The 13288-nt window shown below is 66.2% G+C and carries 10 protein-coding genes; 5 read left to right on the top strand and 5 right to left on the bottom strand.

Annotated elements, in window-relative coordinates; all coding sequences use genetic code 11:
* Positions 1 to 64: 64 nt before the first annotated feature.
* Together SB749_RS04555 and SB749_RS04550 are read right to left on the bottom strand one after the other, a co-directional pair.
* Positions 65 to 1813, bottom strand: a complete 1749-nt coding sequence (locus SB749_RS04555; RefSeq protein ID WP_410709275.1) for a thiamine pyrophosphate-dependent enzyme — start codon at positions 1811 to 1813, stop codon at positions 65 to 67.
* Positions 1814 to 1901: 88 nt separating this feature from the next.
* The gene (locus SB749_RS04550) at positions 1902 to 3233 is read right to left on the bottom strand and encodes an MFS transporter (protein ID WP_410709274.1); all 1332 of its coding nucleotides are present in this window, start codon (positions 3231 to 3233) and stop codon (positions 1902 to 1904) included.
* A gap of 190 nt (positions 3234 to 3423) precedes the next feature.
* Between SB749_RS04550 and SB749_RS04545 the strand changes: the two genes are divergently transcribed.
* Positions 3424 to 4638, top strand: a complete 1215-nt coding sequence (locus tag SB749_RS04545) for a PucR family transcriptional regulator (protein ID WP_410709273.1) — start codon at positions 3424 to 3426, stop codon at positions 4636 to 4638.
* Between the two features lie 112 nt (positions 4639 to 4750).
* Here the strand turns inward: SB749_RS04545 and SB749_RS04540 are convergent, their stop codons facing one another.
* Positions 4751 to 5782, bottom strand: a complete 1032-nt coding sequence (locus tag SB749_RS04540) for a DUF2332 domain-containing protein (protein WP_410709272.1) — start codon at positions 5780 to 5782, stop codon at positions 4751 to 4753.
* 307 nt (positions 5783 to 6089) lie between these two features.
* Between SB749_RS04540 and SB749_RS04535 the strand changes: the two genes are divergently transcribed.
* Together SB749_RS04535 and SB749_RS04530 are read left to right on the top strand one after the other, a co-directional pair.
* On the top strand, positions 6090 to 7454 hold the full coding sequence (locus tag SB749_RS04535) for an MFS transporter (protein WP_410709271.1): 1365 nt from the start codon (positions 6090 to 6092) through the stop codon (positions 7452 to 7454).
* Positions 7455 to 7527: 73 nt separating this feature from the next.
* Complete coding sequence (locus SB749_RS04530; protein WP_410709270.1) at positions 7528 to 8964, top strand: FAD-binding oxidoreductase; 1437 nt, start codon at positions 7528 to 7530, stop codon at positions 8962 to 8964.
* Positions 8965 to 9044: 80 nt separating this feature from the next.
* Here SB749_RS04530 and SB749_RS04525 read toward each other — a convergent pair whose 3' ends face one another.
* Positions 9045 to 9929, bottom strand: a complete 885-nt coding sequence (locus SB749_RS04525; protein ID WP_410709268.1) for a LysR family transcriptional regulator — start codon at positions 9927 to 9929, stop codon at positions 9045 to 9047.
* 81 nt (positions 9930 to 10010) lie between these two features.
* Between SB749_RS04525 and SB749_RS04520 the strand changes: the two genes are divergently transcribed.
* Complete coding sequence (locus tag SB749_RS04520; protein ID WP_410709267.1) at positions 10011 to 10973, top strand: DMT family transporter; 963 nt, start codon at positions 10011 to 10013, stop codon at positions 10971 to 10973.
* A gap of 73 nt (positions 10974 to 11046) precedes the next feature.
* Here the strand turns inward: SB749_RS04520 and SB749_RS04515 are convergent, their stop codons facing one another.
* Positions 11047 to 12060, bottom strand: coding sequence for a siderophore-interacting protein (locus SB749_RS04515; protein ID WP_410709266.1), 1014 nt, complete (start codon positions 12058 to 12060; stop codon positions 11047 to 11049).
* A 221-nt stretch (positions 12061 to 12281) separates the two neighbouring features.
* Here SB749_RS04515 and SB749_RS04510 point away from each other — a divergent pair, with 221 nt between their 5' ends.
* Positions 12282 to 13262: an ABC transporter substrate-binding protein gene (locus tag SB749_RS04510; RefSeq protein ID WP_370034812.1), complete on the top strand. Its 981-nt coding sequence runs from the start codon at positions 12282 to 12284 to the stop codon at positions 13260 to 13262.
* The last annotated feature ends 26 nt before the right edge of the window (positions 13263 to 13288 follow it).

The following is a 13288-nucleotide window of genomic DNA, read 5'->3' as shown; positions in this document are numbered from 1 at the left end:
GTGCGGCGCCGGCGGTGCCGGTGTCAGGTGGGAGGAGCCCACAGCGGTGGGCACGCGGGATGGATCAGGAGGTTTCGTTGGCGTCGGGTGGCATCGTCGCCGGATCGATGAGCACATGGATGAGCGCGGGTCCGCCGTGGGCAAGTGCTCTGTCGAGGGCCGGCCCGAAGTCCTCGGTCGTTTCGACACGTTCCCCGTGCCCGGTCAGCCCGGATGCGGAGGTCCCGTCGCCGTTCATGGACGCTCTGCTCGCCGAGGCGGCCCCGGAGCTGCTGAGATCGAATGCCGACATCCACGCCGCGAAGTTCGGGTTGACCATGCGCGTGCCCGAGGGGCGTCCCGGATAGTGATTCTCCTGGTGAGACACGATCGTGCCGTACACGCCGTTGTCGACGACGATGATGAGCGGTGATCCGCCGTGGGCGAAGGCCGTGGCGATCTCCTGGCCGTTCATGAGGAAGTCCCCATCGCCGCAGACCGCGACCGCACGCCGCTCCGGGTACGCCAGGGAAGCCGCCACCGCGGCGGGAACGGCGAGACCCATCGCCCCGTTGCGGGCTCCGACGAGGCTGGCCGGGCGCTCATGCCGGATGAACCGGTGCCCCCAGATCGTCGCATTGCCGGCTCCATAGGTGAGGATCGCATCCCCGCCGAGGCGGTCATCGAGAATCCCGAACGCCACCCCGAGATCGACCCCGGCACGGTCCGCGTTCTCCGGTGCCGCCTCGGCGTCGGGGCGATGAGCGGCGAACCGGAACTGCACGTCCGTGCGCCCCTGCATCCACTCGTCCGTTCGGGTTCCGCGCAGCTGGCTCGCATCCCGAGCCGCGCCGGCTTCGGTCCTGGTCAAGGCTCGAGTGAAGGAGTCCGGGGAGGCGATGATGTGCGCATCGATGCGCCCTGCGTGCTGGGTGGCCTCCATATCGAGGGAGACGAGAACGGTTTCGGCGTCGAAGCCGATCGTGTACCCGTCGCTGGCAACGTCGGAGCGGGTGCAGCCGACGAAGACGACGAGGTCCGCCTCGGCGAAACCGGCCGCCACGGCATCGGCGCGACCGTAGCCGAGCCATCCCGCCCACGCCGGCGAGGAATGCGGAATCGCATCGTAGGCGCGCCAATCGCAGAAGATCGGCACCCCTGCCGAGGCGGCCAGACCGGCCAGCTCGGCTCCGCAGCCGTTGTGCCACCCATCCCCGCCGAGGACGAATGCGGGACGCTCGGCCGCCGCGATCCGCGAAGCCAAGCCATCGATGACGGCGGGGGCAGGGGTCGGTGGGGCCACCTCGGCGAGGGTCGGGGTGGGAGCCTCGGTGAGCCGGACGAGGACATCCTCGGGCAGGCCGACGACGACGGGGCCGGGGCGACCGGATGCGGCGATGCGCAGCGCATCGGCGGTGATCTCACCGGCACGGTCCTCGTCATCGATGGTGAGCACGCGCTTCGCCGTCGACGAGAACCACTCGGGAAGGCTGAACTCCTGGAAGGATTCGCGGGAGCGATCGTTGAGCGGGACGAGGCCGACGAAGAGGACGAGTGCGGTCGCGTCCTGCCAGGCGGTGTGGACGGAGATCATCGCATTCGCCGCTCCCGGACCGCGGGTGACCATGGCGATTCCGGGACGGCCGGTCAGCCGGGATTCGGCCAGCGCCATCAACCCGGCACCGCCCTCCTGCCTGCACACGACGGTCTCGATGTTCGCGTCGTACAGTCCGTCGAGGACGTCGAGGTAGGACTCACCGGGGACCGCGTAGACGCGCTCGATGCCCGCGCTCTCCAGGGTGTCGACGATGAGGTGGCCGGCGGAACGCGACATGGTGGGGGTGTCCTTTCGACGATCGAACGGTGTGAGGTCCGGGGCGCCCAGCCCGGTGTCGCGCTGGGTTCTCAGCGCTGTGCGGTTCTCAGTGTTTGAAGCCGGGCAGGTCGACGCTCAAGCGGGGAGCGACAAAGCCGGCGAACGCCGTGAACAGGGAGAGGAAGACGAGCATCGCGGCCGCCGGCCACCAGTGGTCTCCGGCGGAGGCGACGAAGCTCGTGGCCAACAGCGGAATGAACCCAGAAAGCATGCCTGCGGCGTTCTGCGCCATGCCCACACCCGTGTAGCGGGTGGTGGCGGGGAACAGTCCTGTGAGCACGGTGCCCGATGCCGCGTAGGGCAGGGACAGAGTGGACACGGCCAAGGTCATGGCGATGACGACGAGGACCGGGTTGCCGGACTCGAACATGAAGAACGCGGGAACCGCGACGACCGCCGAGGCGATTCCACCCCAGAGGATGACCTTCGAGGCTCCGAACTTCGTGCCCAGGGCACCGCCCCAGATCAGGGCGAGGATCTCGACGGCGGCGGCGACCATGCTGCCGAGCAGGAGGAGCGAATCGTCGTAGCCGAGGACGTTGACGCCGTACCAGACGCAGAATGCAGTGACGAGGTAGAAGCCGCCGACACCGAGCAGGGCGGCTGCCATGCCGATGATGATCTGCTTCCACGAGTCACGGAAGGTCGTGCGGATGGGACTTTTCTCGACCTCGCCGGACTCTTCGAGCTGACGGAAGACCGGGGACTCCTCGAGGCGGGAGCGGAGGTAGACGGCGACGACGAGCAGCGGCAGGGCCACGAGGAAGGGGATCCTCCAGCCGAACGAGTCGAAGCTGTCCTGTGAGAACACCAGGGTCATGATGAAGAAACCGCCGGAGGACAGGATCGTGCCGATCGGGGAGCCGATCTGCGGGATCGCCGCATAACGGGCACGCAGGTGGAGCGGGGCGTTCTCGACGACGAGCGTCATCGCGCCCGACCATTCCCCGCCGACGAAGAGACCCTGGAGGATGCGCAGGAGCACGAGCAGGGCGGGGGCGGCGAAGCCGATCGCGGCGTAGGTCGGCAGGAGGCCGATGAGTCCGGTGACGACGCCGATGCCGATGATCGTGATGAGCAGGACCTTGCGGCGCCCGATCTTGTCGCCCATGCGGCCGAAGATCAGACCGCCGATGGGACGAGCGGCCAGCCCGACACCGAAGGTGGCGAAGGAGGCCATGGCGGCGGCCGTGGCGTTCTCGCTGGTGAAGTACTGGACGTTGAAGACCAGGGCTGCCGCTGCCGAGAAGAGGAAGAAGTCGTACCACTCGAGGGCGGTGCCGATCAGGGCGCCGGCGGCGACCTTGTTCGCGTCCTTGATGCTCAGTTCCGTTGTGGCAGTGAGCTCGGTGGACGCCGTGGTGTTCTGCTCGCTCATGGATTATCTCCGTCGAGTCCGGGGACCTGGGCCTGGTCGGCCGAGTCCGGGTGCGGGTGGTGCAGCGGTCGATCATTGCGATCGACCGGCAGGTCTCGACCTTACAGAGTGCCACATGTCCTGATCCAGGCACATTTGTCGCCGAAAAGCGTGCAGTGCTTGTGCAGATGCACATATTCTGGACGCTGTGATGGATGAACAGGATGGAATTGCGGGCACACGACAGCTTCGAGACCGTCCGGAGCCCGGAGACGAACGCCGCTGGCTCGAGCTCCTCGACGCTCTCGATCTCGATGAGCTGACCGATCGGTTTATGACCCGCGTCGTCACGGTCTCCGGCTACGATCCCGCACCGATTCCGGTCTCGGAGCTGCGGCGGACCGGTCGGCGCTCCTTCTCCACCCTCATCGAGGGACTGCGATCCGGTGGGTTCGACGGGCCAGTGGCGGTTTCGACCGAGGTCGGGGTCTCCCGGGCGCGGGCAGGAATCCCGCTCGAGGCGCTCATGACCGCGATCCGCCACGATTTCAACGTGCTCTGGGAAGTGCTCACCCGAATGGCGAATCAGAAGGATGCGGAACTCGTCATCAGGCACACCGGCATCGTCTTATCCACCGTCGACGAATACGTCTCGCAGGTCCAACAGGCCTATACCGCCGAGCGCACTCGGATGCGCGCGGAAGAGGATTCGGTGCATGCGGGCCTCATCGCGAGTCTCTTCGATGATCCCGATCCCACCGCGGAGCGCCTGTCGAGGATCGCGACCGGGCTCGGTCTCGATGTCGACTCACCGCTGCTCGTCGTCGCCACCACCGGGGACGATGTCCGGGCCCTGCGGGTGATCATCTCCGATCATGTCCGCGCGGGCGGGACCATGTTCACGCACCACCTCGGCGAGGTGCTCATTGCGTTCACGCAGGTTCCAGGAGGTGCGGGCCCTGCTTCCACTCCGGTCGGGGGCGGAGCCGGCCACACCTCGGCGGCGCTCGCCGGCAAGATCGCCGAGGCCAGGGTGGGATATGTCCGCGCCGACGGGATCGGCACCCTGCGGCGGTCGGCGTTGACCGCGCGTGACCTCGCCGATGTCATCGCCGCTGATGAGACAACTGCGATGACGTGGCGCAGCGGGTGGGCAAGGTTGGCCGCACGGTCGCTCAATGCGGCCGGCAACCCGATCCTCGCCGATGTCGATTCGGCATTGTTCGCCTGCGGTCCGGTCGAGCGGGAGCGCCTCGTCGAGGCGGTGCAGGTCTACCTCGCTTCGGGGAGCATCGGTGCGTCTGCCGCGCAGCTGTTCTGCCACCGGAACACTGTGGCGAATCGTCTGCGCCGTTTCGCCGACCTCACGGGAGTCGATCCGATGATCCCCGCTGAGGCGGCCCGCCTCGTTGTCGGTTGGGCGTGAATGTGGGGGTGCGGCGGCGCCTCGACGCGTCGATCAAAGCGGCGCGCAGATGTCTACCCGTGCACGGCGTGACATCCGCGTTGCGGCTTGAACGAGGGGTCCGGGCCGCGCATCAGGACTGCGGCAGGCCGGTGAAGCTCTGCCCGTGCGGTCCGGTCAGAGCGACAGCTCGGCCGTCGACGCTGAGCACGAATCGCCCATCGGGCTCGATCCCGAGTGTCTCGAGCTGAGCGCGAGTGTCAGGCAGAACGCCGGCGCCCTCATTGCTGATCCACACGACGTCGTCGCGCGATTGCATGAGCGAAGCGAAGCGGGCACGCGCCTCGGCGTCGACATAGGCCAGCACCGCACTGTGGAAGACGATCGGTTGGGTCCCGGCTGGCACCTTGGCAAGCAGGGATTCGACGGTGTCGAGCAGGTCGCCGCGGACGAGATGCGGGGGATCGGCGGCCGCGATCGAGGCAGCGGCGAGGAGGCGCTCCCGCCTCGCCTCATGTTCGGGCCAGATCAGCGACGTCAGCCATTCCCGCTGGTCACCATCGGTGATATCAAGGGGATTGAGATCGATTCCGGCGCGCCACGCGACCTCGGGGAGGCGGTTCGGCACGGCAGTGTTCGTCAGTTCGCATTCGAGCACGACCGGGCTCGGAGCGTCCGCAGGGTCGAGCGTCGTCGACTTCGCGGATGAACCGGACGACCAGGCCGCCTCGGTGACGGTGAACCGGTAACTGTACCGGTCGGGATAGAGGCAGAGTCCCGCTGAGGCGCCTACCTCGATGAGCGCAAGCGGTCCTGGAACCCGTGCGAGTGCTGGAAGGAGCGTCGCGCAACGACCCGCCTCATTCGTCTGGGTCGACCGGGCGAGCATGAGCTCGCGTACCTTCGCCCAGTCGTCGAGCAGCCATGTACGCAGGTCAGCATAGGAGCCTTCGCCAGCGCCGAGGTGGCGGGCCGCGGCGAAGAGAAGGTTGGCTTGGCGCTTCGGTCGGGGAAGCTCGAGCAACAGGGCGATGACCTCGTCATCGGCGGCCACGCCTTCAGCCCAAGCGGTATAGATCGGGGAGGTTCCAGACGCCTCGAGGCGGGCGAACTTGCCGTAGTAGTCGCGCAGAGTCTCGGCTTCGAGCTCGGTCATCGGCTGCATGTCGCCCCCTCGCAGTGGTATCCGCGCCTCAGTGACTTCATCGTACCGACCAGTTGCCCGACGGCGAGCGGGCAACCGAAACGTCGTTCAAGGCGGAACGCGGAGGTCGAGTCGAGCACGGTTCGACATCCGAGCGCCGGCAGAATCGAGCCGATTGAAGTCCCCGTCCCGGTATTCGGTACTTTTGCTGCGAACGCTAGGTCAGCCGCCCGCGCTGTCGTAATGTGTTGCCATCACGCGCCGACGACCATGTTCACGGCGCATCCCCGAGCCACCACCGTGGCCCGACCTGATCGAAGGAGATCGCATGTCATCCGAGGTGAGCCCGCCGACCAGCGGACAGACCCCCGCCTATTCGGCACTGGAGAAGAGGACCCTGCGCAAGGTCCTCATCCGTCTCATCCCGTTCGTCATCGCGATGTACTTCATCAACTACCTCGACCGGACGAACATCGGCATCGCCGGACCGGGCGGCATGAACGAAGACCTCGCGATGAATGCGACCCAGTTCGGGTTCGCTGCAGGCATCTTCTTCTTCGGCTACCTCATCCTCGAAGTGCCCTCGAACCTTGCTCTGCACAAGTTCGGCGCCCGCATCTGGCTCGCCCGGATCCTCATCAGCTGGGGCATCGTCGCCGCGGCCATGGCATTTGTGCCCAACCACGGCTGGCTCTACGTGCTGCGGTTCCTCCTCGGCGTCGCCGAGGCGGGATTCTTCCCCGGAATCATCCTCTACCTCACGTACTGGTTCCCGACCTCGATGCGCGCGCGGGCCACGGCTCTGTTCATGCTCGCCATCCCGCTCTCCAGCGTCGTCGGTTCGCCCCTGTCGTCGTGGCTGATCTCCAGCGGCAACTCGATCTTCGAGAACTTCGCCGGCTGGCGCTTCATGTTCATCATCGAAGGCGTGCCCGCCGTCCTCCTGGGCATTATGTGCATCTTCTATCTCACCGACCGCCCGCGGGACGCGAAGTGGCTGAGCGCCGAAGAGCGCAACTGGCTGCAGTCGACGATGGACGCAGAGGAGAAGAGCAAGGAAGAGACCTTCCACTACCCGGTCCGCCGGTCGCTGCTGCAGCCCCGCGTTTGGGCCCTGTCCTTCGTCTACTTCGGCATGGTCTACGGCCTCTACGCCATGAGCTTCTTCCTCCCGACGATCATCGCGGGCTTCCAGGAGTCCTTCGGCGTCGAGTACTCGATCGTCGAGATCGGCCTCATCACGGCCATCCCCTACGTCTTCGGCGCCCTGGCCATGTACTTCTGGTCCCGGCACGGCGACCGCACGGGTGAGCGTGTGTGGCACGTGGCCATCCCGCTGTTCGTCGGCGGTGTGGCGATCCCCATCGCCCTCTACCTGTCCTCGCCGTTCACCACGATGATCGCCGTGACGATCACCTGCATGGCGATCTGCGCCGCCCTGCCGACCTTCTGGCCGCTCCCGCAGACCTTCCTCGCCGGTGCCGGTGCCGCCGCGGGACTCGCGCTCATCAACTCGCTCGGCAACTCCGCGGGTTTCTTCGCCCCCTACATCACCGGCTGGCTGGCCGACCTCACCGGAACCCAGAATGCCGGCATGTGGGTCGTCGGTGCGGCCATGGTCGCCGCCGGCATCGTCACCCTCATCCTCCGGGCCGCACCCGCCCCCGATAACCTGGACGTGAAGCTGAAGTGACGGCCCTCGCGGTCACTTCACCTCGCCGAGGCGGTCCAACGCCGCCTTCGCCCCACAGATCCGAGGAGCAGAATTGACGACCCCGACGTCCACCGCACCCGACTTCCCCAGCCTCGACCCGGCGGCACTCGATGATCTTGCCGCACGACTGAGCCCGGGTGCCCTCACAACCGACCCGGATGTCATCGACGCCCACTCCAGCGACGAAGCCCTGTTCTGCCCTCGCGAGGGGGCGATCGCCCTGGTCAGGGCCGCCTCGGCGGAAGACGTCCAAGAGGTCATGGCCTTCGCCAGCGCACATCGGGTGCCGGTCGTCCCGCAGGGGGCGCGGTCGGGGATCTCGGGAGGCGCGAACGCCTCACCGGGAGCGATCCTGCTCAACGTGTCGAAGATGAAGGACGTCGTGGCCGTCAACGAGGCAGAACGTCTCGTCACCGTCCAACCGGGCATCATCAACCAGGACCTCAAGGACCACCTCGCCCCGTTCGGACTGTCCTACCCGCCGGATCCCGGATCGGTGGCACTGTCATCGATCGGTGGGAACATCGCAACGAACGCCGGCGGACTCTGCTGCGTGAAATACGGTGTGACCAGGGACTACGTGCGCTCACTCAAAGTCGTCCTCGCCGACGGGACCATCACCACGCTCGGCCCGCAGACGGCCAAAGGCGTGGCCGGACTCGATATGCGCCATCTCTTCATCGGCTCCGAAGGAACCCTGGGCATCGTCGTCGAAGCGACCGTGCGCCTCGTGCCCGCCCTGCCCGAACCATTCACTGCGATCGCGACCTTCCCGGATGAGCGCAGCGGACTGCAGACCGTCGCCGACTTCATGGCCGGCGGCGGAGTGCCGAGCCTGTTCGAATTCCTCGACGGAGCCAGCCTGCGCATGCTCAACGACTACGGCGACTTCGGCCTCGACGGCGATGCCGGGGCGATGCTCATCATGCAGGTCGACGACAATCCGACCGATGCGGAGGCCGCGATGTCGACCTTCACCGAGGTGGCCCAGCGCTGCGGTGCCCTCGACGTCGCGTACTCCGACGACCCGAGCGATTCCGCAGCTCTCATCACTGCACGGCGGATGATCCAGCCGGCCTACGAGAAATTCGCCAACGCTCACGGCGGCGGTCAGCTGCTCGACGATGTCTGTCTGCCGCGCACCGCCGTGCCCGAATTCTGTGACCGTCTGGCCGAACTGCGGTCATCATCCGGACTCGAGATCGCCCTCGTCGCGCACGCCGGCGACGGAAATATGCACCCATCGGTGTTCTTCGACTCCGGCGATGCCGCCGAGACGGCGAAGGCCGAAGGGGTGTTCGCTGAGATCATGCGCATCGGCCTCGAGCTCGGCGGCACGATCACCGGCGAACACGGGGTCGGGTTCCTCAAGCGTGCTTGGCTGCCGAACGAACTCGACGAAGGATCACGACGGATCCAGCTGGCCGTGAAGAACGCGCTCGACCCGCTGGGCATCCTCAACCCGGGCAAGATGCTCGCCGAGATCTGAGCGCAGTCGGACCGTCAGCAGAGGGCCCATGAGCTGCCGAGGCGCACACTCGAAGCAGGAGGCCGGCGGTCTTTCCATCGTCAGCCGGTGGCGAGCTCGCGCAGGGCTGTGACCGCATCCTCGATGAGTTCCTGCTGCGGGTGGCCCGGATCGCTGATCGCGTGGATGAAGCGGATCGGTTCGGGCGCTGTCAGCCGGATGATGGCCACTCCGGGAGGCAGGGGTTCGACACCGAGCCGCGGGAGAATCGTCAGACCCAAGCCCCGACTGACCATGTGCAGGGCAGTGGCGAAGCTGTGAGCCTCGTGCTTGAAGTGCACCGCCACCCCTGTGCGTGCGCAGGCGTCGAAGAGGATCGTCCGACACGGACCGTCTCCGGTGTCGTTGTCGATCCAAGGATGATTCTCCAGCTCGTCGAGGCTGACCTCCGGACGTGAGGCCAGGGGGTGATCGTCGGGCACTGCGACCACATACGGATCCTCGGTGAGGAAGTGGCTCTCCACCTGCGGTGAGAACACGGGATCCTCGGAATCTGCAATCACGACCTGGACATCGGAGTGGAATTCGTTCCAGGGACCCTCTGCCAGGTTGAGCTGCACGGCGACATCGGGATGGCGGTTCTCGAGGTAGGACACGAGTTCGGGCATCCACTGGGTGCCGGCCGTGCCGAAGCACCCGATCGACAGGCGTCCGATCCGATTCTCATGCAGGTCCGAGATGCGTTGTCCCAATCGCCCCGAGCTCTCGAGCACGGAGTCGACGTCGGACATGATCGCCGAACCGGTGTCGGTCAGGCACAGACCGCGTCCCTGTCGCTGAAACAGAGTCAGACCGGTCTCCTGTTCGAGGAGTTTGAGGTGATGGCTGACTGCGGACGGGGAGAGACTGAGATGCTGTGCGGCGGAACGGACTGACCCGGTGAGTGCGACCGATTTGAACGATTTCAGGTGAGCGACGTTGTACACAGTTGAACCGTACGCATATCACGAACAGTTGTGCAATATTGTGCGCTTTTCTTTCACGGTCGCGCGACGAATAATCGTCCTATGAACAGATCAGCCCTCAGTCCTCGAGTCGCGAGTCCGAATCCCCGACAGATGACGGCTCCCCGCGTCCTCCCGTGGATCGCTGCCCTGCTCACCATGACCTTCTGGGCGTCGTCCTTTGTCGTCATCCGCGATTCCGGCGAAGCGTTCTCGCCCGGTCCGATGGCGCTGCTGCGGGGCGCGGCCGCAGCCGTGGTGCTCTCCGTCTGGATGCTCTTCCGCCGCCCGAGGTTCCCCTCCGGCAAGGTCGTCTGGCTGATCCTCGCACTCTGGGGCATCGCCTGGTTCTCCGCCTACGTCGTCGTACTCAACGCCGCAGAGCGGTCGATCGATGCCGGAACCGCCTCGATGATCGTCAATATCGCACCGCTGATCATCGCCGTCTTTGCCGGCCTCGTCTTCGGAGAAGGGCTGCCGAAGCGCCTGCTCATCGGCATCATCGTCTCCCTGCTCGGAATCGGGCTGATCACGACCGCCAGCTTCACCGGCTTCTTCACCGTCGGCGGCCTCGTCCTCAGCCTCGTCGCCGCAGTGCTCTACGCCGCCTGCGTGCTGCTGCAGAAGCACTTCCTGTCTGGGGAGGATTCGGTGACCGTGACCTGGATGGGAATCCTCGTCGGCGCGCTCGTCAGTCTCATCTTCGCCCCCGGCCTCATCGACGAGGTGGCTGCGGCGCCCATCGAGATGACACTGCAGATCATCTACTTGGGAGTCGTACCGACCGCCATCGCCTTCAACCTCTGGGGGTATGCGCTGAAATCTCTGCCGGCAGGTCTGCTCAGCTCTTCGAGTCTCCTCGTCCCCGCAATCGTCGTCGTAATGGCCTGGATCGTTCTCGGAGAGGTCCCGCCTCCGCTGGCCGCAGTGGGCGGTGTGCTCTGCCTGGCCGGGGCGGCCGCCGCGATCGGGCCGCAGATCATTCGGGCTCTGCGACGGTCGCCGGATCAGCCCGGCAGGGTCTGAGGGTTCAGTCGGGCAGGGTCTGAGGGTTCAGTCGGGCAGGGTCCGAGAACTCAGCCGAGCTGGGTCTGAGGACTCAGCCCTCGGCCTTGCCCTGACGCCAGTAGCCCATGAACGCGATCTGCTTGCGGTCGACCCCGACTTCCTGGACGAGGTAGCGGCGCAGACGCTTGACCGGTCCGGCCTCTCCTGCGATCCAAGCGTAGAAGGGGCGGTCGTCCTTCTCCGTGGCACTTGAACTGCCCTGAGCCGCCTCGGTGAGGGCCGCTGGAACATCCCAGAGGATCTCTTCGTCGATGTTGACATCGTCGAGTTCCCGGACCTGACCATCCGGCCCGCCGGCCGACCCTGCCGCTCCGGCCCCGATGGGGATCCGGGTCTCCGAACGCACCGCCTCGCGGACGGCAGGTTCGAGGAGCTGACCGAAGTCGGCCTCCCCGCGCGGCAGCCATTCGATCTCGAAGCCGGTGGGCGCGGCGATATCGATGATGTCCTCGGCGCTCGGGACTTCGAGAACGGCCTTGCCCCGCGCCTGGCTGTCCTTGAGCGAATCGAGGATCGAGGCGATGGCGGGCACAGCGGTCTCGTCGCCGGCGAGCAGGATCTGGTTGGCATCTCCCGGGGCGAACTCGATCCCGGCGCACGGAGTCTCCGAGGCACGGGAGGGGCCGATGATATGGAGGCGGTGGCCCACCTCGGCGGCTTCGGCCCACTCGGCCGCCGGGCCCGAGTGGCCGTGCTCATCGGTGTGGAGGACCATGTCGATGACGAGTCTGCGCTCGGCGTCGTCCCATTCGCGCACGGTGTAGGTGCGCATCGCGCCGCGCACCTCGGGGCTGACCTGCAGCCAGGCCTGGTACCAGGACACTCCAGCGGCTTCCTGCTCGGTGAGGAATGCCGGCAGATCGAACTGCGGCGAGGCGGCACGCTGAGGAGGGATGACGAGTTTGATCCGCAGATCACGAGGGTGGGTGTTCGGGCCGAATTCCTCGAGTCCCGCACCCCCGAAAGTCACCCGACGGAAGGACGGGCTGAGGTCTTCGACGGCGAGGACCTCTGCTTCGAAGGCACCGATGGGGGCTCGTGACACTGATTCTCCTTCGCATCCCCAGGACCATGTGGCCGTGAGAGCGTCCCCGCGGGGACGCGTTGTGTTCGTGTGTGCAGCTGTCGTGGATATGTCAACATCCGCAACGCTACTCTACTCTAATTTAGTAAGGCTAGCCTTTCCAAATAGTGCTACGGTGGTCCCGGCGTCACTACAGGCGCACCAGTTCCGTCCCCGTGGGGACGCCCACCGAAAGGCTCTCGATGCGTCGTCGTCAGCTCCTTGCCCTGTCCGTTCTCGCCCCGTTCGCCCTCGTCGGCTGCCGCGGCGAAGCCGATGGCGATGCAGGTGACGGTGCTTCCGGCAGTGCGGGCAGCGCCCCGAACTTCACGTATTCGCCGGAAGGCTATGACGGGCTGACGATCGAACTCGACCGTCCGGCGAAGCGCATCGCCGCGGACTTCTATTCGGCAGCCGGTCTCGCGCAGTACGGAATCACGCCGGTCGCTGTCTTCGGGTTCGGACAGAACGAATCCCCGGGCAAGTCCTTCGACTCGGAAGGAGCCGAGGTCGTCGGCACAGATATGGAACTCGATATCGAGGCTCTCGCCGTCGCCGAGCCGGACATCCTCGTCGCCTACGGCAATGAAGCAGGCGACGGGTGGACCTGGTGGGACGAGAAGGTGAAAGGCCAGGTCAGTGAGCTCGTGCCGTTCGTCCCGGTCAAACTCGGCGGACAGGGCCCCGACGCGATGTTCGCTCAGTACGCGGCCATCGCCGAGGCGCTGGGCAAGGACACGGACACCGGCGCCATCGCCGACAAGCGGAAGGCCTTCGACGACGCTCGGGCACGCATCCGCAGCGTGGCGAAGAAGCAGGACCAGCTGACAGTGCTGCTGGCGAACTTCACCGCAGAGATCAACTACACCTCGAACTCCTTGGGCATCGCCGAGATGCTCAGTGAGGACGGGCTCACCCTCGTTGGCCCCGATGCCACGGGAGAGAGCAGTTGGGCAGAAGTCTCCTGGGAGAAGATGTCGGACTACCCGGCCGACGTCGTCCTCGTCCACGACGCCTCGACCGACTACGAGGACAACCCGGTGTACAAGAGCCTGCCCGCAGTCAAGGAGGACCAGCTCGGCACCTGGGACGACAAACGCGCCTATACCTATGACGGCTACGCGAAATGGCTGAACGAACTCGCCGACGTCCTCGAGTCCGCGAAGAAGATCGTCCAGAGCTGAGGCCCGCACCCCGCCGGGCTACGATC

Source organism: Brevibacterium sp. SIMBA_078 (assembly GCF_046534565.1).
Classification (GTDB): domain Bacteria; phylum Actinomycetota; class Actinomycetes; order Actinomycetales; family Brevibacteriaceae; genus Brevibacterium.
Note: the sequence above shows the minus strand (reverse complement) of the source record. Positions and strands in the feature narration are given on the sequence as shown.

What these genes read in the sequence shown, in the direction of transcription:
- SB749_RS04535 (WP_410709271.1), top strand. Translation starts at nt 6,090, where the DNA reads ATGTCATCCGAGGTGAGCCCGCCGACCAGCGGACAGACCCCCGCCTAT.
- SB749_RS04555 (WP_410709275.1), bottom strand. Translation starts at nt 1,813, where the DNA reads ATGTCGCGTTCCGCCGGCCACCTCATCGTCGACACCCTGGAGAGCGCG.
- SB749_RS04510 (WP_370034812.1), top strand. Translation starts at nt 12,282, where the DNA reads ATGCGTCGTCGTCAGCTCCTTGCCCTGTCCGTTCTCGCCCCGTTCGCC.
- SB749_RS04545 (WP_410709273.1), top strand. Translation starts at nt 3,424, where the DNA reads ATGGATGAACAGGATGGAATTGCGGGCACACGACAGCTTCGAGACCGT.
- SB749_RS04520 (WP_410709267.1), top strand. Translation starts at nt 10,011, where the DNA reads ATGAACAGATCAGCCCTCAGTCCTCGAGTCGCGAGTCCGAATCCCCGA.
- SB749_RS04540 (WP_410709272.1), bottom strand. Translation starts at nt 5,782, where the DNA reads ATGCAGCCGATGACCGAGCTCGAAGCCGAGACTCTGCGCGACTACTAC.
- SB749_RS04550 (WP_410709274.1), bottom strand. Translation starts at nt 3,233, where the DNA reads ATGAGCGAGCAGAACACCACGGCGTCCACCGAGCTCACTGCCACAACG.